At 71.6% G+C, this 21,750-nt stretch carries 23 protein-coding genes and 1 pseudogene; 12 read left to right on the top strand and 12 right to left on the bottom strand.

Annotation, left to right across the window (positions count from 1 at the left end):
• Positions 1–86: 86 nt before the first annotated feature.
• Both OJ997_RS33600 and OJ997_RS33595 read right to left on the bottom strand, forming a co-directional pair.
• Positions 87–797, bottom strand: coding sequence for an ABC transporter ATP-binding protein (locus OJ997_RS33600; RefSeq protein ID WP_270029796.1), 711 nt, complete (start codon positions 795–797; stop codon positions 87–89).
• Between the two features lie 69 nt (positions 798–866).
• Positions 867–2,180: a pyridoxal phosphate-dependent decarboxylase family protein gene (locus OJ997_RS33595; protein ID WP_372517965.1), complete on the bottom strand. Its 1,314-nt coding sequence runs from the start codon at positions 2,178–2,180 to the stop codon at positions 867–869.
• A gap of 22 nt (positions 2,181–2,202) precedes the next feature.
• Here OJ997_RS33595 and OJ997_RS33590 point away from each other — a divergent pair, with 22 nt between their 5' ends.
• Both OJ997_RS33590 and OJ997_RS33585 read left to right on the top strand, forming a co-directional pair.
• Complete coding sequence (locus tag OJ997_RS33590) at positions 2,203–3,177, top strand: 4-hydroxy-3-methylbut-2-enyl diphosphate reductase (RefSeq protein ID WP_372517964.1); 975 nt, start codon at positions 2,203–2,205, stop codon at positions 3,175–3,177.
• Between the two features lie 8 nt (positions 3,178–3,185).
• On the top strand, positions 3,186–3,854 hold the full coding sequence (locus tag OJ997_RS33585; RefSeq protein ID WP_270029793.1) for a TVP38/TMEM64 family protein: 669 nt from the start codon (positions 3,186–3,188) through the stop codon (positions 3,852–3,854).
• Here the strand turns inward: OJ997_RS33585 and OJ997_RS33580 are convergent.
• From OJ997_RS33580 to OJ997_RS33570, 3 genes are all read right to left on the bottom strand, one after another.
• Positions 3,808–4,518 carry a hypothetical protein gene (locus tag OJ997_RS33580; RefSeq protein ID WP_270029792.1) on the bottom strand — a complete coding sequence of 237 codons (711 nt, stop codon included), beginning with the start codon at positions 4,516–4,518 and terminating at the stop codon, positions 3,808–3,810. The two genes, OJ997_RS33585 and OJ997_RS33580, sit on opposite strands and share 47 nt — an antisense overlap.
• Positions 4,519–4,592: 74 nt before the next feature.
• Positions 4,593–5,054 (bottom strand): Clp protease N-terminal domain-containing protein, encoded by a 462-nt coding sequence (locus OJ997_RS33575; RefSeq protein ID WP_270029790.1) that lies wholly within the window; start codon positions 5,052–5,054, stop codon positions 4,593–4,595.
• A gap of 2 nt (positions 5,055–5,056) precedes the next feature.
• Entirely contained in the window at positions 5,057–5,281 is a 225-nt protein-coding gene (locus tag OJ997_RS33570) for a helix-turn-helix domain-containing protein (RefSeq protein ID WP_270029789.1), read from the bottom strand.
• Between the two features lie 62 nt (positions 5,282–5,343).
• On the opposite strand from OJ997_RS33570, the gene OJ997_RS33565 reads away from it, so the two are divergent.
• The gene (locus OJ997_RS33565; RefSeq protein WP_270029788.1) at positions 5,344–6,039 is read left to right on the top strand and encodes a metallophosphoesterase; all 696 of its coding nucleotides are present in this window, start codon (positions 5,344–5,346) and stop codon (positions 6,037–6,039) included.
• On the opposite strand, the gene OJ997_RS33560 is transcribed toward OJ997_RS33565, so the two are convergent.
• The gene (locus tag OJ997_RS33560; protein WP_270029786.1) at positions 5,974–7,143 is read right to left on the bottom strand and encodes a CaiB/BaiF CoA transferase family protein; all 1,170 of its coding nucleotides are present in this window, start codon (positions 7,141–7,143) and stop codon (positions 5,974–5,976) included. The genes OJ997_RS33565 and OJ997_RS33560 overlap by 66 nt on opposite strands.
• Before the next feature lie 20 nt (positions 7,144–7,163).
• Here OJ997_RS33560 and OJ997_RS33555 point away from each other — a divergent pair, with 20 nt between their 5' ends.
• Positions 7,164–8,258, top strand: coding sequence for a metallophosphoesterase (locus OJ997_RS33555; protein ID WP_270029797.1), 1,095 nt, complete (start codon positions 7,164–7,166; stop codon positions 8,256–8,258).
• On the opposite strand, the gene OJ997_RS33550 is transcribed toward OJ997_RS33555, so the two are convergent.
• Positions 8,236–8,979: a redoxin domain-containing protein gene (locus OJ997_RS33550; protein WP_270029785.1), complete on the bottom strand. Its 744-nt coding sequence runs from the start codon at positions 8,977–8,979 to the stop codon at positions 8,236–8,238. The two genes, OJ997_RS33555 and OJ997_RS33550, sit on opposite strands and share 23 nt — an antisense overlap.
• Before the next feature lie 116 nt (positions 8,980–9,095).
• On the opposite strand from OJ997_RS33550, the gene OJ997_RS33545 reads away from it, so the two are divergent.
• The 5 genes from OJ997_RS33545 to OJ997_RS33525 all read left to right on the top strand — a co-directional run bounded on the left by OJ997_RS33545 (position 9,096) and on the right by OJ997_RS33525 (position 11,916).
• Positions 9,096–9,800 (top strand): hypothetical protein, encoded by a 705-nt coding sequence (locus tag OJ997_RS33545; protein WP_270029784.1) that lies wholly within the window; start codon positions 9,096–9,098, stop codon positions 9,798–9,800.
• A 63-nt stretch (positions 9,801–9,863) separates the two neighbouring features.
• Positions 9,864–11,216, top strand: a complete 1,353-nt coding sequence (locus OJ997_RS33540) for a fenitrothion hydrolase (protein ID WP_270029783.1) — start codon at positions 9,864–9,866, stop codon at positions 11,214–11,216.
• Positions 11,213–11,356, top strand: coding sequence for a hypothetical protein (locus OJ997_RS33535; RefSeq protein ID WP_270029782.1), 144 nt, complete (start codon positions 11,213–11,215; stop codon positions 11,354–11,356). The genes OJ997_RS33540 and OJ997_RS33535 overlap by 4 nt, the downstream gene beginning before the upstream one ends.
• 32 nt (positions 11,357–11,388) lie before the next feature.
• Positions 11,389–11,580 (top strand): hypothetical protein, encoded by a 192-nt coding sequence (locus OJ997_RS33530; RefSeq protein WP_270029781.1) that lies wholly within the window; start codon positions 11,389–11,391, stop codon positions 11,578–11,580.
• Between the two features lie 81 nt (positions 11,581–11,661).
• The gene (locus OJ997_RS33525) at positions 11,662–11,916 is read left to right on the top strand and encodes a hypothetical protein (RefSeq protein WP_270029780.1); all 255 of its coding nucleotides are present in this window, start codon (positions 11,662–11,664) and stop codon (positions 11,914–11,916) included.
• Here the strand turns inward: OJ997_RS33525 and OJ997_RS33520 are convergent.
• Genes OJ997_RS33520 through OJ997_RS33500 form a run of 5 tightly spaced genes read right to left on the bottom strand, consistent with a single transcriptional unit; the run spans position 11,883 to position 18,904 of the window.
• Positions 11,883–14,780, bottom strand: a complete 2,898-nt coding sequence (locus tag OJ997_RS33520; RefSeq protein ID WP_270029779.1) for a DEAD/DEAH box helicase family protein — start codon at positions 14,778–14,780, stop codon at positions 11,883–11,885. The two genes, OJ997_RS33525 and OJ997_RS33520, sit on opposite strands and share 34 nt — an antisense overlap.
• Positions 14,777–15,391, bottom strand: coding sequence for an SCO family protein (locus tag OJ997_RS33515; protein WP_270029778.1), 615 nt, complete (start codon positions 15,389–15,391; stop codon positions 14,777–14,779). Before OJ997_RS33515 ends, OJ997_RS33520 begins: the two co-directional genes overlap by 4 nt.
• A gap of 14 nt (positions 15,392–15,405) precedes the next feature.
• Complete coding sequence (locus OJ997_RS33510; RefSeq protein ID WP_270029777.1) at positions 15,406–17,292, bottom strand: potassium transporter Kup; 1,887 nt, start codon at positions 17,290–17,292, stop codon at positions 15,406–15,408.
• A gap of 17 nt (positions 17,293–17,309) precedes the next feature.
• Positions 17,310–17,942, bottom strand: coding sequence for a response regulator (locus tag OJ997_RS33505; RefSeq protein ID WP_121252655.1), 633 nt, complete (start codon positions 17,940–17,942; stop codon positions 17,310–17,312).
• On the bottom strand, positions 17,939–18,904 hold the full coding sequence (locus tag OJ997_RS33500; RefSeq protein ID WP_270029776.1) for a sensor histidine kinase: 966 nt from the start codon (positions 18,902–18,904) through the stop codon (positions 17,939–17,941). Before OJ997_RS33500 ends, OJ997_RS33505 begins: the two co-directional genes overlap by 4 nt.
• 107 nt (positions 18,905–19,011) lie before the next feature.
• Here OJ997_RS33500 and moeB point away from each other — a divergent pair, with 107 nt between their 5' ends.
• From moeB to OJ997_RS33485, 3 genes and pseudogenes are all read left to right on the top strand, one after another.
• A complete protein-coding gene (moeB, locus tag OJ997_RS33495) occupies positions 19,012–20,208 on the top strand; it encodes a molybdopterin-synthase adenylyltransferase MoeB (RefSeq protein ID WP_270029775.1) in 1,197 nt (398 codons plus the stop codon).
• 14 nt (positions 20,209–20,222) lie between these two features.
• Positions 20,223–20,501 carry a ubiquitin-like small modifier protein 1 gene (locus OJ997_RS33490; RefSeq protein WP_270029774.1) on the top strand — a complete coding sequence of 93 codons (279 nt, stop codon included), beginning with the start codon at positions 20,223–20,225 and terminating at the stop codon, positions 20,499–20,501.
• Between the two features lie 29 nt (positions 20,502–20,530).
• Positions 20,531–21,750 (top strand): annotated as a pseudogene (locus OJ997_RS33485) (hypothetical protein); the annotation flags it as partial.

Here is a 21,750-nt window from a genome sequence, read left to right as displayed (position 1 = left end):
GGGCGCGTCGTGGGGCGGCGCGGCGTGGGGCGGCGCGGCGTTGGGCGGCGCGGCGAGGTCGGGCGCCGCGTCGGCGGGCGCGCGCGTCACTGCTCCAGCCTCGTCATCGTGGCGGCGACCGCTTCGGCGGTCGGGTCGTGGAGCTCGCCCGCGATCCGGCCGTCGGCCAGGAAGAGCACGCGGTCCGCGTGGGCGGCGGCGACCGCGTCGTGGGTGACCATCACGATCGTCTGGTCGTGTAGGCCTCGCAGGAGCGCCAGGGCTTCGCGGGCGCTCGTGGTGTCCAGGGCGCCGGTCGGCTCGTCGGCGAACAGGGTCGCGGGGCGGGAGAGCAGGGCGCGGGCGATCGCGACGCGCTGCTGCTGGCCTCCGCTCAACTCGCTCGGGCGATGGCCGGCGCGGTCCTCGAGCCCGACGCTCGCCAGCGCCGCGCGTACGTCACCGCGGGGCACGCGGCGGCCCGCCAAGCGCAGGGGCAGCGCGACGTTCTGCTCGGCCGTCAACGCGGGCAACAGGTTGAAGGCCTGGAAGACGAAGCCGATCGACTCGCGGCGCAGGCGGGCGCGGGCGGCCTCGCTCAGGCGGCCGAGCTCGACGCCGCCGAGCGACACGGAGCCGGAGGACGGCTCGTCCAGGCCGGCCGCGCACTGCAGCAGGGTGGACTTGCCGGAGCCGGAGGGGCCCATGATCGCGGTGAAGGTGCCGCGCTCGAAGCGCGCGCTCACCTCTTCGAGCGCGACGACCGCCGCCGCGCCCCGGCCATGGCGCTTGGTGATCGAGCGCAGTTCGACGGACATGCCTCCAGCATCGGGTCGCGCGGCGGCCGTGACCAGTCTCGCCACGGCCACTCTTGGCGGTGGTGCTGGCTATACCGTCGCGCGCAGGATCGCCGCGGCAGAGCGGCGCACGTCGTCCTCGGTGGTGCCGTAGCCGGAGACGGAGATGCGCATCGCGGACCGGCCGCGCCAGACGGTCCCGCCCAGCCAGCACGTGCCGTCCTCCTGCACACGGGCGATCTGCTCCGGCGACGCCGCCACGAGCACCTGGTTGAGCGTCACGTCGTTCAGGACCTCGAGCCCGCCCTCGCTCAACAACGTCGCGAAGAGCCGTGCGTGCGCGCAGCAGCGGTCGATCAGCTGCGCCAACCCGGACCGTCCCAGAGACCGCAGCGCCGCGTAGACGGCGAACCCGCGCGCCCGCCGCGACGCCTCGGGCGTGTAGTCGTAGTTCTGGCGGTGCTCGGACTCGATGAGGTACGCGGCGGACAGCCCCATCGCCGACCGGTGCGCGACCCGGTCGGCGACGATCGCGAGCCCGCTGTCGTAGGGGACGTTGAGCCACTTGTGGGCATCGGTGGCCCAGGAGTCGGCGAGCTCGGCGCCGGCGACGAGCTGACGCAGCGCGGGGGAGGCCGCCGCCCACAGCCCGAACGCGCCGTCCACGTGCAGCCACGCACCCGCCGCGCGGCACTTCTCGGCCAGCAGAGCCAAATCGTCAATGGCGCCGGTGTTCACGTTCCCCGCCTGCGCGCACACGATCGCGGGACCGTCCAAGGTCAAACGCTCAACGTCAAGTGCACCTTGAGGTGTGACGTCCACGAGCTCCGCGGAGCCCGCGCCGAGCCCGATGAACCGCAGCGCGCCGTGGATCGTGGCGTGGGCCTCCCCACTCGCAAGCACGCGCAACGCGGGCGCGCCGATCAGCCCGTCCCGCGCCGCGTCCCACCCGAGCCTCCCGAGCACGACGTTGCGCGCGGCGGCCAGGCACGTCGCGTTCGCCATCGAAGCCCCCGTGACGAACCCCACACTCGCCGTCGCCGGCAGCCCGAGCACGTCCAGCACCCACCGCTCCGCGACCTCCTCCACGACCGCCGCGGCGGGAGAGGACGCGTACGAGAACGCGTTCTGGTCCCAGACCGCCGCAAGCATGTCGGCGGCACGCGCCGCGGGGAGCGCCTGCCCCGTCACGAAGCCGAAGTAGCGCGGTCCGGCGCTCGCGACCAATCCGGGGTCCACGGCCGAAACGAGCTCGTCGATGACCTGCTCGGGAGCGAGCGGCGCGGCCTGCAGCTCACTCGCCAGCCGCGCCCGCAGCACGTCGGGCGACACCGGGACACCCACCGGGCGATCGTCCAAGCTCGCCAAATATGTGTCCGCGTGACGGAATACAGGGTCGAGCATCGCGTCTAAGTCTCCTAGACTGATGCCTCAGATGCACGCCCCGGAAAAGCTCCTGCTCGCCGCTCCGCGCGGCTACTGCGCCGGTGTCGACCGCGCCGTCCAGACCGTCGAGCGCGCGCTCGAGCTGCACGGCGCGCCCGTCTACGTGCGCAAGGAGATCGTGCACAACAAGCACGTCGTCGAGACGCTGCGCGACCGCGGCGCCGTCTTCGTCGACGAGCTGGACGACAGCATCCCCGAGGGCGCGATCACCGTCTTCTCCGCGCACGGCGTGTCACCGGCCGTCCACGCGGACGCCGAGCGCCGCCAGCTGCAGACGATCGACGCGACCTGCCCGCTCGTCACCAAGGTCCACCGCGAGGCGATCAAGTTCGCCGCGGAGGGCTACACGATCGTCCTCATCGGCCACGCCGGCCACGAGGAGGTCGAGGGCACGATGGGCGAGGCGCCCGACCACATCGTGCTGATCGAGTCCGAGGCCGACGTGGACACGCTCGAGGTCGAGGACGAGCGCAAGCTCGCCTACATCAACCAGACGACGCTCTCCGTCGACGAGACCCGCGGCATCATCGCCCGGCTGCGCGAGAAGTTCCCGCACATCACGGGTCCGCGCACCGACGACATCTGCTACGCCACCACGAACCGCCAGGCCGCCGTCCGCCAGATGGCCGACAAGTGCGATCTGGTCCTCGTGATCGGCTCCAAGAACTCCTCGAACAGCAACCGTCTCGTCGACGTAGCGCGCGATCTGGGCACGCCGTCGTACCTGATCGACAACGCGAGCCAGATCGAAGAGGCGTGGCTCACCGCCGACACGAAGATCGTCGGCATCTCCTCCGGCGCGAGCGTCCCGGAGGAGCTGGTGGACAACCTCGTCGCCTTCTTCCGTGAGCGCGGCACCAGCGACGTGCAGGAGTTCGAGGTCCTGCGCGAGGACGTGCGCTTCATGCTGCCGAAGCAGATCCGGCAGGCCATGACGGCCGCCGCCGAAGCCTGAGCACACCCGTGCGCAAGCTGCTCCCCGCACTGCTCGCGATCGCCGTCGCGGCCGCGGTGGTGCTGCTCGTCGAGCCGCTCCGCACGGCGCTCTCCCACGCGCTCCACGGCGACGTCGACGCCCTGCAGCTCCAGCTCCAGGACCTCGGCGTGGCCGGCGCGCTCGTGCTCGTCGCGATCATCCTCGTCCACGCGGTGGTGATCTTCCCGGCGGAGATCCCGAACGCGGTCGCCGGCCTGGTGTACGGCTTCGCGGTCGCGCTGCCGATCGTGATGGCCGCCTGGACCGCGTCCGGCCTGATCGCCTACTACCTCGGGGTCCGGATCGGCCGTCCGCTGGCCGTCCGGCTCGCGGGGGAGGAACGGGTGGAGACCGCGGAGCAGATGATCGGCCGGGGTGGGGCGCTCGCGCTGATCATGTCGCGGCTCATCCCGTTCGTCCCCTTCAGCCTCGTCGGCTACATCGCGGGCGCCACCCGCGTGCCGGTGTGGCGCTACACGTGGACGTCGTTCGTCGGCGTGCTGCCGATCACCGCCGCCGCCACGTACCTGGGCCACGCGCTGGACGACCTGAGCGCGTCCGACCCGCTCCTGTGGGTCGCGATCGGCACGCTCGTGCTGCTGCTCGTGCTCACCGCGACGGTTGCGCGACGGATGCGCCGCTCCTCCCAGCGCTAGAGCGACGCGGCGGCAGCAGCCCGCCCACGATCAGCCCGGCGCCGCCGGCGAAGAGCAGCACGCCCGCGATCAGCCCGACCGTGGCGAGCGTGCCGACGATCGGCAGGTCCGTGCCGACCGCGACGTCCGCGTCGACGCGCGCCGACCCGTCCGCGTTCATGACCACCACGGACCAGTCGCCGTCCTGGACATCCCACTCCAGGCGCTGCTGGCCCGTGCCGGTCCGCGAGGCGGCCCAGATGTCCCGCGTGGCGGGCGCGGCCGGCGCGGCGAAGCCCGGGGAGGACCGGTAGTCGGCGGCGAACGGGTCGACCTGCACGTCGGTGAGCGTCGCGTGCGCCGTGTCGGCCAGGTAGGCGTCGACGTCACGTGTGCGTGCGATCCCCACGAACACCGGCTTGGCGGCGTCGCCGCGCACGTCGAAGCGCACCGTGCCGGAGACGGCGCCGGGCACGTCGTCGTCGATGTCGAGGCTCTCCGTGGCGAGCGCGTAGGTCGGCGTCGCGAAACGCTCGGCGCTGGTCATGTAGTAGCCGTCCGCGTCCTTGCGGTCTTCGAGCCAGGTGAAGCCCGCGCCGACGGCGAGCACCACGACGGCCAGCGACGCGAGGACGCCTCCGGCCACGATCGCCGCGATGCGGCCGGGGGTGGGGTTCGAGTTCATGCCCTCCAGGTTCGCGACGCCAAGGCCGGTTGACGGGCGCGCCACCAGGCGTCTCGCGCTTCCGGAAATCCCCCCTAAGCCACCGTGCTGACCGCCTGGCGCAGCTCCTCCTGGTCCACCCCCGCGAGGCCGAGCGCGCGCGGGACGGTGCCGCGCGTGGGGCGCAGCACGCCGAGCACGACGTGGCCGGAGCCGATGTGGCGGTCCGACCGCTCGGTCGCGGCCTTCAGCGCGCCTTCGAGGGCGGACTTGGCCGAGGTGGCGAAGCGCGGCTTGTTGGGGAACGGCGAGAACCGTGGGCGTTCGGCGCTGACGCCGACCGCGGCGAGGCTCCGCCCCGTCTCGGCTTCCAGGGCCGCTTCGAGGCCGTCGTAGTCGAGCCCGTGGCCGCGCAGCACGACCGCGGTCGGATCGTCGCGGCGGGCCGCGGCGAGCAGCAGGTGCTCGGCCTCGGTCTGCGACGCGCCGAGCTCGCGCGCGATCTCCACGGCGTCCTCGACGACCCCGCGGGCGCCCTTCGTGAACCGATTGAACATCGTCATCGTCTCCTGAGCTCCACGCCCGCGGCGATGAGCCGCTTGGCGTGCTTCTTGTGCACGGCCTGGCGCGTGACGCCGAGCGCCTCCGCGACCTCGGGCCAGCTCCAGCCGGTCCGCATCGCCCGCTCGACCTCCGCCGCCTCGAGCTGCTCGGTGAGGCGCCGGAGCGCCACGACGGCGGCGAGCCCGTCGGCGGGATCTTCGGGGGTGGCAAGGTCGATCATGGCTGAGCAACCGTAGTTGACTAACTGCGATCTGTCAACTCCAGTTGCTAGCGTCCCGGATCGTGACGCTCCTCATCGCCCAGATCAGCGACCCGCACATCAAGCTCGACGACGAAGCCTCGATCCGCGGCCTCGAGCGCGCCGCAGAGCGCGTCGCCGCTTTCAACCCGGCCGCCGTGCTGTTCACCGGCGACATCGCCGACACTGGAGCCCCGGAGGAGTACGAGGCCGCCGTGCGCGCGCTCGCGCCGATCCAGGCGCCCGTCTACCGCACCGCCGGCAACCACGACCGCTTCGAAGAGCGCCAGCAGTACGTCGCCGAGGTCGCCCACGTCCGCGTGGTCATGTGCGACACGTCCGTGCCCGGCCGCGACGACGGCTCGCTCGACGTGGCCTGGATCGAGCAGCAATTGGAGCCCGGCGTCCCCACCATCATCGCCATGCACCACCCGCCGGTCGCCATGGGCCTGCCGTGGCTGGACCGGATCGCGCTGCCGCGCGAGCAGAACGCGGCCTTCGCGGTGCTGCTGCGCGCCCACCCACAGGTCGCGCTCGTCGCCGCGGGCCACGTGCACCGCGCCGCGACCGCAAGCCTCGGCGGCACCACCGTCGTCACCGCCGCCGGCACGCACATCCAGTCCACGCTGGACTTCGACGCGCCCGGCATGAAGACGAGCCGCGAGGAGCCGCAGTCAGTCCTGCTGCACGCGTTCCTGGACGACGGCAGCGTCATCACGCACGTGCAGCCACTTCCGTAGCTCGTCGCCGTGCTCGTCCAGGCGGGGCGGCGCGCGGCGGATCTCCGGGCGCTCGCCGTCGAGCCGCAGCGGCGGTGTGACCAGCGGCAGCCCGTCGACCTCGGCGACGGGCTCCATCCCCAGCTCCTCGGCCAGCGCGAAGGCCTCGTCGACGCCGTTGATCGGCCCAGCGGGGACCTTCGCCGCGCGCAGGACGTCGAGCCAATGCGCGGCGGGCTCGCGCCGCAGCACGGCCTCGAACGCCTCCATCAGCTCGTCCGCGTGCGCCACGCGCGCCTCGTTGGACGCGAAGCGCTCGTCGGCGGGCAGCTCCCCGAGGCCGAGCGCCTCGCACAGCCGCACGAAGATGCGCTCGTTACCGACGGCGATCGCGAGCGGCCGGTCGGCGGTGGCGTAGGTCTCGTAGGGGACGATGCTCGGGTGGCGGTTCCCGCGCCGCCGGCCCTTCACGCCCGCCGCGACCCACGCCGAGCCCTGGTTGAGCAGCGTCGTCAGCGCGGAGTCCATCAGCGACACCTCGACGTGCCGCCCGACGCCGGTCGACGCGCGCTCGATCAGCGCCGCCTGGATCCCGTTCGCCGCCAGCAGCCCGCACACGAGGTCGACCACGGCGGTCCCGGCCTTGACCGGCTCGCCGGCGGGTGAGCCGGTGACTGACATCAGCCCGCCCATCGCCTGCAGCAGGAAGTCGTAGCCGGGCAGCCCGGCCGCCGTCTCGCCACTGCCGAACGCGGTCACCGAGCAGGTCACGAGCCCCGGGTTGACCTCGCGCAGCGCGTCCAGGTCCAGCCCGAGCTCGCCGATCAGCCCCGGCCGGAACGACTCGATCAGCACGTCGGCGCGGGCGGCCAGCTCCCGCGCCAGCGCCAGATCGCCCGCGTCCTTCAGATCCAGCGCGATCGAGCGCTTGTTGCGGTTCAGGCCCAGGTAGTAGGTCGAGACGTCGTCGCGCCACGGCGGGCCCCAGGCGCGCGTGTCGTCGCCGCCGTCGGGCCGCTCGACCTTGATCACGTCCGCGCCGAGGTCGCCGAGCAGCATCGCCGCGAGCGGCCCGGCGAGCACGCGCGAGAAGTCGGCGACGAGGATGCCGTCGAGCGGAGCCATGACCCGCCACACTATGAGACCTGAGAACGCTCGTCGTCTCCGACCTCCACCTCGGCCGTACGGAGCGTTCCGACCTCCTGCGTCGACCCGATCTCCAGGAGCCGCTGCTCGAAGCGCTGGACGGGGTCGACCGGCTCGTGATCCTCGGGGACGGCCTCGAGCTGCGTGAGGCGGCGCATCGCGACGCGGCCGACATCGCCGTGCCGTTCTTCGCGGCGGTCGGGAAACGGCTCGGCCCGGACAAGGACTTCGTCGTCACCTCCGGCAACCACGATCACGGCCTCGCAGCGGGCTGGATCGACGCCCGCCTGCAGTCCGAGCCCGCCGGCTTCTTGAGCCTCGAGCAGCACTTCGACGCGCACGGCCCGCTCGCGCGCCGGCTCGCCGAGGCGGCACAGCCCGCGCGCCTGGAGTTCGCGTACCCGGGCCTGTGGCTCCGTGACGACGTCTACGCCTTCCACGGCCACTACGCCGACGCCCACGCGACCGTCCCGACGTTCGAGCGCGTCCTCGTCGGCGCGATGGCCAAATGGATCGCGCCGCTGCCGGATCCCGCCACGCCCGACGACTACGAGGCCGTGCTGTCGCCGCTGTACGCGTGGCTGAACGCGCTCACCCAGCGCGCCGACCACTCGATCGTCGCGAAGGGCGGCGGCGCCTCCTCGCGCTCGTACCGGGCGCTCACGAGCGAACGCACCCCACGCTCGCTCGCGCTGAAGACCGGCTACCGCGGCGCGGTCCGGACGCTCAACGCGATCGGCCTCGGCCCGCTGCAGTCGAGCCTGTCACCGACCGCGCTGCGGCGCGGCTATTTGAGCGGCATCAGCGAGGTGATCCGGCGGCTGGAGCTCGACGCGGCCCACGTGATCTGGGGCCACTCGCACCGCTCCGGCCCGTGGCCGACGGACGACCTCGCCGAGTGGACCGTCAACGGCACGCGGATCCACAACACCGGCTCGTGGACCTACCAGCCGCACTTCCTCACGCCGGAGCCGAACGGCTCGCCCTACTGGCCGGGAACGGCGATCCTCGTGGAGGACACCGGCCCGCCGCGCCTGCTCCGCCTCCTCGGCGAGCGGACGCACGAAGAGCTCAGGCCGCGAGACCCGGGGTGAAGCAGGTGGCGTGCACGACCACGCCCTCGCTGACCTCGAAGGCCAGCTCGCCGACGGTGTGGCGCTCGTGGTGGAGCACCTCGATCGCGCCCGGCTCGAGCACGGTGTGTTCCACGCCGTTGACGCGGATCGAGCCCATCCCGTCCACGACCGCCCACACGCCGCCCGCCTCATAGGGGCCGGAGTAGGCGCCGGGCTGGTCCTCGGTCTGCGGGGCGATCAGCGCATCCTCGGCGTCCTCGGGCCGCACGGGGGCGACCGGGTCCTGCGCGAGGCCGAGCAGCTCCTGGATCTCGCGCTCGGTCTCGGCGTACGCGCCCTCGCCGTAATGCATCGAGAACAGCGTCTGGTCGGGCGTCCACAGGTAGCGTGCCGGCCAGCCCTGGTTGCCGTACAGGTCCCAGATTTCGAGGTTCGTGTCGATCACGACCGGCCACGGGATCTCGAGCCGGTTGACGGCCTCGCGCACTTTGTCCTCGTCGCGGGCGGGAGGGAACCCGCCGGTGTGCACGCCGATGATCCGCAGGCCCTGCTCGGCGTAGCGCTCGTGCCAGGCCTTCAGGTACGGCAGCGTGCGCAGGTTGTTGACGCGGCAGAAGTCGAAGAACTCGATCAGGACGACCTTGCCCTTCTGCTGATCCATGCGCAACGTGGCGACGTTGCACCACGGCAGCTTGCGCGGAAAGGCCGGAGCCGCGATGCTGGCGTCAGAGGCACGCATTTGAGGCAGGCGACGCTAGCAGCGCAACCTTCGCGTTCCTGACGTGTTGTTGATAAGTCTGTGGCGCCATAGCGCCGTTGCAGTCCAGAACCACAAGCTCCAAGAGGAGAGAACACTTGCGCAAGTCCTTCCTCGTCGCCTCCGTGGCGACGATCGCACTCGGGACCGCCGGCGTCGCGTTCGCCCAGGACACGGCTCCCAGCATCGAGGCCACGGGCAGCGGCTCGCCGTCCAAGGCGGGCACGAAGTCCAAGCCGAAGGCGACGACCTTCAAGCTCAACGTCAAGAACAACGCGGCCGCCAAGACGACCGCGAAGTCGATCAAGATCACGTTCCCGTCCACGATCAAGGTCTCCACCAAGGGCCTGAACCAGTGCACGGCTTCTGACGATGAGCTGATCTCTGATCCGACCGTCTGCAAGAGCTCGTACGCCGGCAGCGGCAAGGCGTCCGCGAACCTGAACCCGTTCTCGACGACCCCGGCGCCGCTGAGCTTCAGCGTGCAGCCGATCGTCGGCAAGAACGAGATCCTGTTCGTGCTCTCCGGCTCCGCCGACGCCGTCCTGCACGGCAAGATCAAGGGCAGCTCGCTCACGATCGAGATCACCCCGACCCTGCAGCAGCCGGTTCCGGGCACCTACTCGGCGCTCAACGAGCTGTCGGCCACGATCAAGGCCAAGAAGGGCAAGAACGCCCTCATCTCGTCCGTCGGCTGCAAGAGCAAGAAGCACACGATCGGTGCCGAGGTCGCGTACGTTCCGAACCCGAACCCGCCGGCCGCCTCGTCCGCCAAGGACGACTTCGACATCAAGTGCTCCTAGGCGCGTAGTAGGAAACGGCCCCGCCCACGTCGGCGGGGCCGCCTCCGCTCCTAGACTCGGCGCGTGCTCCTGTTCGCGCACGGGATCGTCGGCCGCGCCGACCTCCCGATCCCCGAGACCCTCTTCGCCGCCGCCGCGGCCGCCGTCCTGGTCGTCTCCTTCGTGGCGCTGGCGCTCGGCTGGTCGCAGCCGAGGCTGCAGGCGAAGACCGGCCGGCCGCTGTTCGCCGTCCCGCGCGCACTCGAGGTCGTGCTCGGCGCCCTCGGCGTCTTCCTCTTCTTCCTCGTCGTCTACGCCGGCCTGTTCGGCACCGACACGCAGAGCCAGAACCTCGCGCCGAGCGCGGTCTACGTCGGCTTCTGGGTCGGCGTCCCGTTCCTCGCGCTCCTGTTCGGCGACGTCTTCCGCCACCTCAGCCCGTGGCGGGCGCTCGGGCGCGCGACCGGGTGGGTCGCGGGCAGGTTCGGCGCGCTGCCGGAGCCGCTGGAGTACCCCGCGCGCCTGGGCCGCTACCCGGCCGCGTTCTGGCTGTTCGCGTTCGCGATCTGCGAGCTGGCGTGGGCGCGCGGCACGCAGCCCGGCTCGCTCGCGGTCCTGATGCTCGTCTACCTCGTCGTGATGCTCGTCGGCATGAGCCTCTACGGCGTGGAGCCGTGGGTGCGCAACGCGGACGGGTTCGGCGTGCTGTTCGCGCTGATCGGCTCGCTCTCGCCGCTCGGGCGCGAAGACGGCGACGGCAAGGTCCACCTCCGCGTGCCCGGGACCGGCACGGCACGCCTGAAGCCCGTCATCGGCACTGCGGCGCTGGCGATCGTCTCGGTCGGCTCGACCGCGTTCGACGGCGCGAAGGAGGGCGCGCTGTTCAACGACCTCGCGCAGGACCTGCAGGGCTTCTTCCGCGACCTCGGCTTCGGGATCGGGCCGGCGCTGGAGCTCGGCTTCGTCGTCGGCCTCGCCGGCGCCGTGGCGATCGTCGGGCTCATCTACTTCCTGGGCATGCGTGGGATGGTCCCGCCCGAGGGCATGAGTCGCCGCCGCCTGAGCCTCGCGTTCGCGCACACGCTGATCCCGATCGCCGCGGGGTACCTCGTCGCGCACTACTTCTCGCTGCTGGCCTACAACGGGCAGGACCTGTGGCGGCTGCTGAGCGACCCGCTCGGCGACGGCGCGGACCTCTTCGGCGCCGCCGATCGCGACATCGACTACGGCGTCGTCAGCGCGACCGGCATCTGGTACGTGCAGGTCGGGGCGCTCGTCGTCGGCCACGTCGCGGCGCTCGTGCTCGCCCACGACCGCGCGCTCGAGCTCTACGGCTCCGCCCGCGCGGCCACCCGCTCGCAGGTTGTCATGCTGGTGCTGATGGTGGCGTTCACCTGCCTCGGCCTGTTCCTGCTGTCGGCGGCGCTGAACGCATGATGCTGTTCGCGCACCCGGGCCATTGGGCCGCGCAGCTGCTCTACCTCGCGCCGGTCGCGGCGATGATCGGCGCGCTCCTGTGGGCACGGTTTCGCGGACCTTCCGCGGAAACCGTGCCGGACGAGGACGAAGAGGTTTAGCCCTCGGCGTTCGCGGGGAGCGATCGGGCGAGATGCCCGGTCTGCTCGAAGAGGTCTTCGTGCTGTGGAGTGCCGCACGCGCGGAGGCCAACGAGGCGTACGACGCCTGGTGCGCCTGCCCGGGCTGCGACGCCTACGCCGTCTATCGCGCCGCCGAGGACCGGGCCGACGCGGCCGAGACCGAGCTCGCGAACCTCACAGCCGGCGCGCTCATCTTCGCCTGAGGTCCGAATGGCAACCACTTGGACCGTTCCTGCGTAGTTGCAGGTGTGTCCAGTGAGCTTTCGGGCAGACCCCTTCCCGCCATGAGCACCAGCGATCTCCGCTCCCTCCTCGACGACGTGCCGGACACGCTCGAGATCGTGCTGCGCCGGGACCCCTCGTGGAGCCCGGTGGTCGAGGCCTGGCGGGATGCCGCCGAAGAGGCCGCGAATGCGCTCGCCGACTGGCGCAGCCGCCCCTCCCGCGGCGCCTACGTCGCCTATCGCGCGGCGCAGGATCGCGAGGACGCGGCGCAGGACGCGCTTCAGACCCAGACGTCGCGCACGAGCGTTTCGTAACCGCCATCGGCTGATGCCGCCTGCGCACGCGCCTCGCGGCCTTCGTCGCTGCGCTGGGTGAAGACGAGGCGGCCGGGGCCGACGGCACGGCGCCACGCTCGCGCGAAGGTCTCCGCCCGCTCCTTGTTGCGCGCGAGGTCCTGTGGGACGGGGTGCAGGCGCTCCTCGAACGGCGCGCGGCGCGTGAGCACCCGCCCGAGCAGGCCGAGCGCGCCGCGGCGCGGGTCGGCGAGCGGGCGCGACACGAGGTAGCGCGGGTTGTCGGAGAGGCTGACGAGCTCGTCGAGCGCGGCCGCGAACCTCCTGCCCTCCTCGGCCGTGGCCTTGGTCAGCTCGCAGCGCAGGTAGCCCGAGCTGCGCGGCTCGATCGTCAGGCTCCCCGCGGCCTCGGGCGTCAGCTCGCCGAGGTCGCGGTAGGTGTCGGTCACCGCGCGCGCGGCGGCGCCGAGCGGAAGCACGAGCGGGAGCCGCCGCTTGATGGTGCTCAGGCGCACCGCGGCCCAGGCGAGGCCGGCGGGGGCGAGCGCGAGGCCGACGAGCAGCGGCGAGGTGCTCGTCGCGACGCCGAGCACGCCGAAGGCCGCGCCACCGCCGAGGCCGGTGGCGATCGGAACGCGCTGGGAGAGGTGCAGCGGGCGGCCGCCGCCGAGCTTGACCGACGGTGGCTTGCGGTCCTCGCCCCGGCGGCGCACCAGCAGGGTGGGTAGCTCGACGCCGCGGTAGGGCGTGCCGATCTGCCAGCGCGCGCGGGCGCCGTCACGGTCGGCGGCACGGGCGAGCAGCTCGCGGTTGAGGTCGTGGAAGCGCTCCACCTTCGGCGGGCCGAACGGGCCGAGCTCCGGGTGCACGTGCGACGGGCCCGCCTCGACCATGCCGTCCTCGGCGGGCGCGAACAGGTTCAGGTGCTTGCGCACGAAGCGGTCGTAGTCGGCGCTGCCGCGGACGAGGTCGGAGGCGACGCAGACGACGTCCCAGTTGGAGGCGACCTTGGTCTTGTCGGCCGGGTCGAGCCGGAGGCTGCGGCCGCGCATCTGCTGGACCGAGACGCCGGTGGTGGCGATCGTCATGTCCACCAGCACGTTCAGCGGCGGGCAGTTCCAGCCCTCGCCGAGCAGCGCGCGGGTGCCGACCAGCAGTTGGGTCGTGCCCTCGGTGAACAGCCGCGTGGCGAGCTCCACCCACGCGCGCGGCATCCACTCGGCGCCCTGGGAGCGGAGCGTGACGAGCAGGCCGTCCGGCTCGGCTTCCCACTCCTCGAGCTTGAAGTGGTCCTCGGCCGTGGCCTCGAGCGCTGCGAGGAGCACCTCGGCATCATTGGGGTGGCAGCGCAGGCCGCGGCCGCTGACGAGCAGCGGGCGCAGGTGGCAGACGCGGTCGTCGGCGGCGAGCGCGAGCAGCGCGTGGCGGGCGGTGCCGGCGGCGGGGTCCAGGACGCCGGTGAGCGCGTCGTCGGGGCGCTGAGCGGCGAGCTCGGCGTCGCACAGCACGAGCGCGCGGAGGCGGTCGCCACGCTGCTCGAGCTCGTGGCTGATGACCTCGACCAGGCCGAGCGACTTGGCCTGCGAGCCGGTGAGCAGGCGGTCGACCTCGGAGGTGCCGCGGCGGATGCCCTTGCGGGTGAGGTTGAAGCCGAGCTCGCGCAGGGCGGCGGCGATCGCCTCGTAGCGGTCGGCGGCCTTGCCGCTCGACTGCGGCGCGAGGCAGCGCAGCGCGTAGTCCTCGAGCAGCACGAGCCAGTCGTCGAGGTCGGGCTGCCGGCGGTACGCCTCGCCGCGCGGCGCGCCGGTCGGGATCCGCAGGTTGGCCGACAGCAGGAAGCGGATGCCGGCGCGGGCGAGCCGCGGGCTGCGCTGCTGGAACTCCGCCCAGCTCAGCTCGGTCTCGTCCTCGGCGGAGCGGCGGCGCTCGTGCAGGCGGTTGATCACCCACTCCGGGAACTCGGTCGAGTCGTGCAGGGACGTGACCAGCTCGCGGAAGCGGGTGTCGTGCTCGGCCAGCCAGTCGCGCTCGACCTGCAGCGGCTCGGTCAGGTACGCGAGCTCTTGGTAGGGCGCGAGGTGGCCGTCGCGGACGACCGCGGGCGTGGGGACGGTGAAGTCGACGGGGCCGAGCAGCGCGTCGTAGAGCTCGGCCTCGGCCTCGGGCAGCGAGACGGGCGGCGTGGCCGTCAGGCCGATCACGTGCGCGTCGGGCCCCAGCTCCTGCAGCACGGCGCGGACGACGTAGCCCCAGATCGAGGCGAGGTGGTGGCACTCGTCGAGCAGGACGACGCCGACGCCCATCTTCGCGAGCTGCTGCACCCGGGCGCGGGCGGTCTCCGACAGCAGGTCCCGCAACTCGACGCCCGCGTGCTCGCCGCGCGCCACCTCGCGCTTGAGCGCGGCGGAGATGCGGGCGAGCTCCTTGGCGCGGCGGTCCGCGGCGGCGCCCTCGAACGCCTCGCCCTCGCGCTGGGCCTCCTCGGGGCTCATGCCGGTCGCGGCGGCCCGTTCGTCCGCCCAGCGCGACTGCGTGAGCCGGCCGAGCAGGATCTCGGGGTCGTCCAGCTGGCACAGCGCCTGGTAGGACAGGCACGCGATCGGCTTGAGCGGGTCCGCGCCCGCGAACTCCTCCGGGTCCACCGTGAACGACCCGACCGCGCGTGGCCACTGCTGCTGGATGCCCTGGTTGGGCGCGAGCACGAGCGCGCGCTTGTCGAGCCGGCGGATCATCTCGACGCCGAGCAGCGTCTTGCCGGACCCGGGCGGCGCGACGATGTGCGACCGCAGCCGCCCGTTGTGCCGGTCCTTCTCGAACGCGGCCAGCGCGGCGCGCTGATAGGGCCGCCACTCCCCGTAGAACTGCAGGCCGCGAAAGCGACTCACAGGCGCCCGAGGTCGTGGGCGAGGGCCTCCTGCGTCATGAAGTCATAGGGAAAGCCGATCCGTTGCGCGCCGTTCGCGTCGGCGAGGATCGTATGCGCCGAGTGCTCCAGGTTGTCCTGCTGCGGCTGGATCGCGAACGCGTCCCACACGGGCTCCAGCTCCTCCCGCGTGCCGAGCAGGAACTCCATCCGGCCGGTCATCCCCTGCTTGAGCAGGAACGACGCCGCCCGCTTGGGGTTGTCATTGACCGGGTCCACGGAGATGCCCACGACGCGCACGTCCTTGCGTTCGGCATCGTCGATCGCGCCCTTGATCGTCTGCACCTGCGCTGGACACGTGTCCTCGCAGGTCGAGTACACGAACGCGAACACCACGGGCTGCCCCTTCAGGTCCTCGTTCGTGACCGTCTTGCCGTCCTGGTCCTTGAGGCTGAAGGTCGGGACGGTCTGCCCGGGCGGCCGGATCGCGCCCGCCCAGCCGTCCTTGCTCAGCTCGAGCCCGGAGCTCTCGTTCGCGTTCCCGGCCCGCGAGGCGAGGGTCGCGCCGAGGACGGCGGCGACGGCGCACAGCGTGAGCGCGACGAGCGCGAGGCGAAGTCGAGCGGGGATCACGGCCTCAAGGCTAGTTACAGCTCGATGTGGGAGCCCATCACGACCGTGCGGTCGTCCGGGAGGTGGAAGATCTCGACCGGGTTGGCGGCGTTGCGCGAGATCGCGAGGAAGAGCTTCTTGCGCCAGCGGGCCATGCCCGGGCGCTTGGTGGGGATGATCGAGATGCGGCTGACGAAGTAGGACGGGTTCTTCAGCTCGGGCTTGCCCTCGATGCCCTGCTCGGCGGCGAGGCGCAGCAGCTGCGGGACGTTCATCGGGTCCTGGAAGCCGAAGCGGCCCGTGATGTGCGTGATGCCGTCGTCGCGGTAGCCGAGGTCGTCGATCGAGAGGCGCTCGTCCTCGTGGACGTAGGGGACGCGCTCGGTGGTGAGGGAGACGATGATCACGCACTCGTGGAGGACGTGGTTGTGCTCGACGTTCGCGCGCAGGGCGAGCGGGGTGGTCTCCGGGTTGGCGTTGAGGAAGACGGCGGTGCCGGGGGCGCGGGCGACCGGCGGGTCGAGGTCGTGGACTTCCTTGACGAAGTCCCGCAGCGGGCCCTCCTCCTCGATCCGGCGGTGGCTGACGATCTCGCGCCCGCGCTGCCAGGTGGTGAGCACGCCGAAGACGGCGAAGGCGATCGCGAGCGGGAACCAGCCGCCGTGGAGGATCTTGGTCAGGTTGGCGGCGAAGAACGTGAGGTCGACGATCAGGAACGCGCTCGCGCCGGCGATCACCAGGCCGAGCGGCTTGCCCCAGAGCGCGCGGACGACGAAGAAGAACAGCAGCGTGTCGATCGCGAGCGTGCCGGTGACCGCGATGCCGTAGGCGGAGGCGAGCCGCTCGCTGCTCCCGAACCCGACCACGAGCGCGGCGACCGCGGCGAAGATGATCCAGTTCACGGCCGGCACGTAGACCTGGCCGACCTCCTGCTTGCTCGTGTGGCGAACGACGAGCCGCGGGAGGAAGCCGAGCCGGATCGCCTGGCGGGTGACGCTGAACGCGCCGCTGATCACGGCCTGGGAGGCGATGATCGCGGCGACCGTCGAGAGGATCACCATCGGGACCCGCGCCCAGTCCGGGAAAAGCAGGAAGAACGGGCTGTCGGACGTCTCGGGGTCGCCGATGATCAGCGCGCCCTGGCCGAGGTAATTGAGGATCAGCGCGCCGAAGACGAGCGTGAACCACGCCTTGCGGATCGCCTTCGCGCCGAAGTGGCCCATGTCGGCGTAGAGCGCCTCGGCACCCGTCACGGCCAGCACGACGCCGCCGAGCGCGACGAACGCCTCGTGCCCGTGGTTGAAGAGGAACTCCACGCCGTGGTGCGGCGACAGCGCCTGCAGGATCTCCGGGTGCTCGAGCATCCGGCCGAAGCCGGAGACCGCCAGCACCACGAACCAGACGACCATGATCGGCCCGAAGAAGCCGCCGACACGACCCGTGCCGAACCGCTGCACCGCGAACAGCACCGTCAGCACGAACAGCGTGATCGGGATCACGAGGTCCTTCAGGTCCTCGTTGACCACCTCGAGGCCCTCGACGGCGCTCAGCACCGAGATCGCGGGCGTGATCATGCCGTCGCCGTAGAAGAGCGAGGCGCCGAAGACGCCGAGCAGCACGAGCGTGAGCTGCGCGCCCCGCGACCGCAGGTTCGACCGCTGGACGAGCGCGATCAGGGCCATGATCCCGCCCTCGCCGTCGTTGTCCGCGCGCATGATGAACGTCACGTACTTGACGGAGACGATCACCGTGATCGCCCAGAAGATCAGGCTGATCACGCCGTACACCTGCTCGGTGCCGGGCTGGAGGCCGTGCTCGGGCGCGAAGACCGTGCGCAGCGTGTAGAGCGGGCTCGTCCCGATGTCGCCGAAGACGACCCCGATCGCGCCCAGCACCAACCCCGCAGTTGAAGCCCGCTTCATCGCGGGCGGTACGGTACTCAGGCTTCGGTGAGACCGCGACGGATCGCGTAGCGCACGAGCTCCACGCGGTCGCGCATGCCGAGCTTGCGCAGCAGGTTCGCGCGGTGGGACTCGACGGTCTTTTCGGCGAGGTGCAGCGTCTCGGCGATCTGCTTGTTGGTGTAGGCCTCGGCGATCAGCTTCAGCACTTCCTGCTCACGCGGGGAGAGGGGCTCTTCCGGGCCCGAGCTGGAGTCGCTCATCCACTCGCGCACGATCGTGCGCTCGACCGCGTTGGTCAGGAAGGCGTCGCCGCGGGAGACGGCGCGGATCGCGTTCAGCAGCGCCTGGTCGACCTCGCGCTTGAGGACATAGCCCGAGGCGCCGGCCTTCAGCGCGTCGAACACGTAGCGCTCGTCGTCGTGCATGGACAGTGCGAGGACCTGCGTCTCCGGCAGGTGCGCGCGGATCTGGCGCGCGGCCTGCAGGCCGGTCATGCGCGGCATGGAGACGTCCATCACGCACAGGTCGGGCTTGGTCTGCAGCGCCATCTCGAACGCCTCGACGCCGTCACCGGCTTCGGCGACGACCTCCATGTCCGGCTGGCGGTCGATCAGCAACTTCATGCCGCCACGGACGATCCCGTGGTCATCGGCGATCAGGATCCTCATGAGGCCCCCATGGTCAGTTCGATGGTTGTTCCCTCACCGGGGGCGGAGAACACGTTCAAGCGTCCGCCGACGAGCAGCGCGCGTTCGCGCATGCCGGACACGCCGAGGCGGCCGCCGGAGCCCTTCTTGGGGGCGAAGCCACATCCGTCGTCGCGGACGCGCAGGGTGGTGCGGCCGACGCTGGAGAGCTCGACGCGCACGGCGCTCGCTCCCGAGTGCTGGACGACGTTGCTCAAAGACTCCTGGGCCACGCGGTAGAGCACGAGCTGCTCCTCGTCGGAGAGCTCGGGCGTGTCCCCGTGGCGGTGGAACGTGGTGCGGATGCCGGTGCGCTCGCCGAAGTTCGCGACCTGACTGGCAAGTGCGGGGACGAGGCCGTGGTCGTCGAGCGCGGTCGGGCGGAGCGTGCGGGCGAGGGTCAGCAGCTCCTCCATCGCCTGCGTCGCGAGCGTCTGGATCTCCTTGAGCTCGGACCGCAGGCCGGGCGGCACGTCGAGCGCGGCGGCCTGGAGCCGGAGCAGGATCGCCGTCAGCGCCTGGTTGACCTCGTCATGCAGGTCCTGGGCGATGCGGGCGCGCTCCTCCTCCTGCGCGCGGATGACGGCGCGGCCGCCCTCGATGCGCTCGTGCTCGATCCGGTCGAGCATCTTGTTGAACCCGGCGGTGAGGCGCTCGACCTCCCGCGGCGCGTTGCGCGGCGCGTGGGCGCGCTGACCCGGTCGGGCGGCGTCGACGCGCTCGATCGCCTCCAGCAGCAGCTCGAGCGGCACGAGCCGGCGCTTGAGCAGCAGCGTGTTGAGCAGGACGGCGGAGACGACGGCGAGGCCGATGAGCAGGTCGCGCTGGATGTTCGCGAGGCCGCCCGCCTGGTCGGGCGCGAGCATGGCGGCGACGAAGGCGGTCGCCATCACGAGGGCGGCGTTGACCGCGAGGACCTGGGGGAGAAGCGACCGGGTGCGCACTGCAAGTACTCATCGGCAATCGGCGCTCGGGTCAATACCCCATGTCGCGGGCGCGCGGCTATCCTAAGTGAAGTATTGAATCCCGATCCGAATTCTCGAGGACGCGCATGAGTCCATCCGGTGCGGAAGTCATCCGCAAGATCCGCAGCGAGGTCGAAGAGGTCGATCCGTCCGAGGTCAAGGCCGCGCTGAACGGCAATGGCAACAGCGGCGTCGTCCTGCTGGACGTCCGCGAGAGCGAGGAGTGGGACGCCGGGCACATCCCGGGCGCCAAGCACGTCGCCCGCGGCTACCTCGAGTCCCGCGTGGAAGGCGCGATCGGGTCCGATCGCAGCCAGCGCGTGGTCATCTACTGCGCCTCGGGCCAGCGGAGCGCGCTCGCCGCGAACACGCTGAAGAACCTGCTCGGGTACGAGAACGTCGCGTCCATGAACGGCGGCATCACGCTGTGGAAGGACCGCGGCTACGAGGTCGAGAAGCCGGTCGTGCTCACGCCCCAGCAGCGTGACCGCTACTCGCGTCACCTGCTCGTGCCGGAGATCGGGCTCGAGGGCCAGACGAAGCTGCTCAACGCGAAGGTGCTGCTGCTCGGCGCCGGCGGGCTCGGCTCGCCGACGGCGCTGTATCTGGCCGCGGCCGGCGTGGGCACGCTGGGTGTCGTCGACGACGACGAGGTCGACCTCTCGAACCTGCAGCGCCAGGTCATCCACACGACGGACCGGATCGGCACGCCGAAGGTGGACTCCGCGGAGATCGCCATCAACGGCATCAACCCGGACGTGAACGTCGTCAAGTACAAGACGCGCCTCGACGCCTCCAACATCATGGAGATCATCGAGGGCTACGACGTGATCGTCGACGGCGTCGACAACTTCCCGACGCGCTACCTCCTGAACGACGCGACGGTGCGGCTGGACATCCCGGTCGTGTCGGCCTCGATCCTCGGCTTCGACGGCCAGCTCTCGGTCTTCGCCCCGCACGACGGTCCCTGCTATCGCTGCCTGTACCCCGTGCCGCCCCCGGCCGAGCTCGCCCCGTCCTGCGGCGCGAACGGCGTGCTCGGCGTGCTGCCGGGCACGATGGGCCTGCTGCAGGCGACCGAGGTCGTCAAGCTCATCATCGGCGCCGGCGAGCCGTTGATCGGCCGCCTGCTGCTGTACGAAGCGCTCGGCGCGACGTTCACCGAGCTCAAGGTCCGCCGTGACCCGGAGTGCCCGATCTGCTCGATCGACCCGTCGGAGATCGACGAGTCCCAGCTCGGCGTCTTCCCCGACTACGAGGCCTTCTGCGCCGCCGCGGGCTAGGGTCTTACGAAGACATGGCCAAGATCAAGATCCCACCGGTCCTGCGTCCTTCCGTGGGCGGCGAGAAGGAAGTCCAGGCGGACGGTGCCGATGTCGGCGCGGTCCTGCGCGCCCTCGCCGAGCAGCACCCCGCGACCCAGCAGCAGCTCTTCGGCGCTGACGGCTCGCTGAACCGCTACGTGAACGTGTACCTCAACGACGAGGACGTCCGCGTGCTGGACGGCCTCGATACGACGGTCGGCGAGTCCGACACGCTCGTGATCCTGCCGGCCATGGCCGGCGGCGGCGCCTAAGCGCCGCCAGACCCGCTACCTTCGCGGCCGTGGCTACCCCTTCGCTACGGCCGCTGAGTCTTGGAGAGATCCTCGACGCGGGCATCAAAGTCTGTACCCGGCACTGGAAGCCGCTGGCGCTGTGCGTCCTGATTCCGGTCCTCCCGCTCGCGATCCTGCAGGTGCTGATCCTGTCCTCGGTGGACTCCGAGGCGCTCGAGCTGCTGCCGGAGAGCGACACCGCGACCGCCGACGACTTCACGAGCGACGTCTGGGTCACGCTGCTCACGACCTACGGGTTCGGCCTGATCACGTTCGTGGTGGTCAACACGGTGTGCTTCAAAGCCGTGGCGGACGCGTGGCTCGGCGCTGAGCCCAACGCGGGCCGCTCGCTGCGGTTCGGGGCCAAGCTCGGGCCGAAGATCATCCTGCTCACGCTGGTCTGGCTGCCGGTGATGGCGCTGGCCTCGATCCCGTGCGGGATCCCGGCGGTCTGGCTCGGCACGGTCTGGAGCCTGTCGCTCGCGGCAGTGATGTTCGAGCGCGCCGGCCCGTTCAACGCGCTGGGCCGCAGCTACGGGCTCATCCAGAACCGCTTCTGGGCGACGCTGCTGCTGATCCTCGTGTCCTTCCTGCTCGTCGGCATCCTCGGCGGGATCGTCTCCGCGATCCCGAGCGTGTTCGTCGAGATCCTCGCCTCCGAGAACGAGCTCGCGCTCGCGGTGTCCAACGTGGTCGGCACGACGCTCGGCAACGTCATCACCTACCCGTACTCCGCGGCGGTGCTGACGATCCTCTACTTCGACCAGCGCGTCCGCAAGGAAGGCTTCGACGTCCAGATGCTCGCGCAGGGCCTGGGCGAGCAGTTCGATCCGAACGCGCCGATCCCCGCGCCGCTGCAGCCCGGCCCGTACGCGCCGCCGCCGCAGACCTGGCAGCCGCAGGGCCCGCAGTACGGCGGCGGCTGGAACGCCCCGTCCCACCAGTCGGCCCCGCTGCGCTGGGGTCCCGCCGCGCCGCCGCAGGCGCCGCCGGACACGCGCCCGCCCGAGGAGTCGCCGTGGATGCGCCCGACGCCGGGCCCCGGACCGGGCGGACCGCCCGAGCGGTCGCCGTGGGCGAGGCCGGTCGAGCCGGGCGCTTCGGACGAGTCGCCGTGGGCGCCGCCGAGCGGACCGCCTACTGGCGAGCCGGGCACGCCGCCGGCCGGACCGAGCGAGTCGCCGGGCGCGGCCGAGGAAGCGCGCTGGGGGCGGCCGAGTGGGCCGCC

It is taken from the genome of Solirubrobacter phytolaccae (assembly GCF_027587195.1).
In the GTDB taxonomy this organism is placed as follows: domain Bacteria; phylum Actinomycetota; class Thermoleophilia; order Solirubrobacterales; family Solirubrobacteraceae; genus Solirubrobacter; species Solirubrobacter phytolaccae.
The sequence above is the reverse complement of the archived record's forward strand: the minus strand, read 5'-3'. Positions and strand labels throughout refer to the sequence as shown.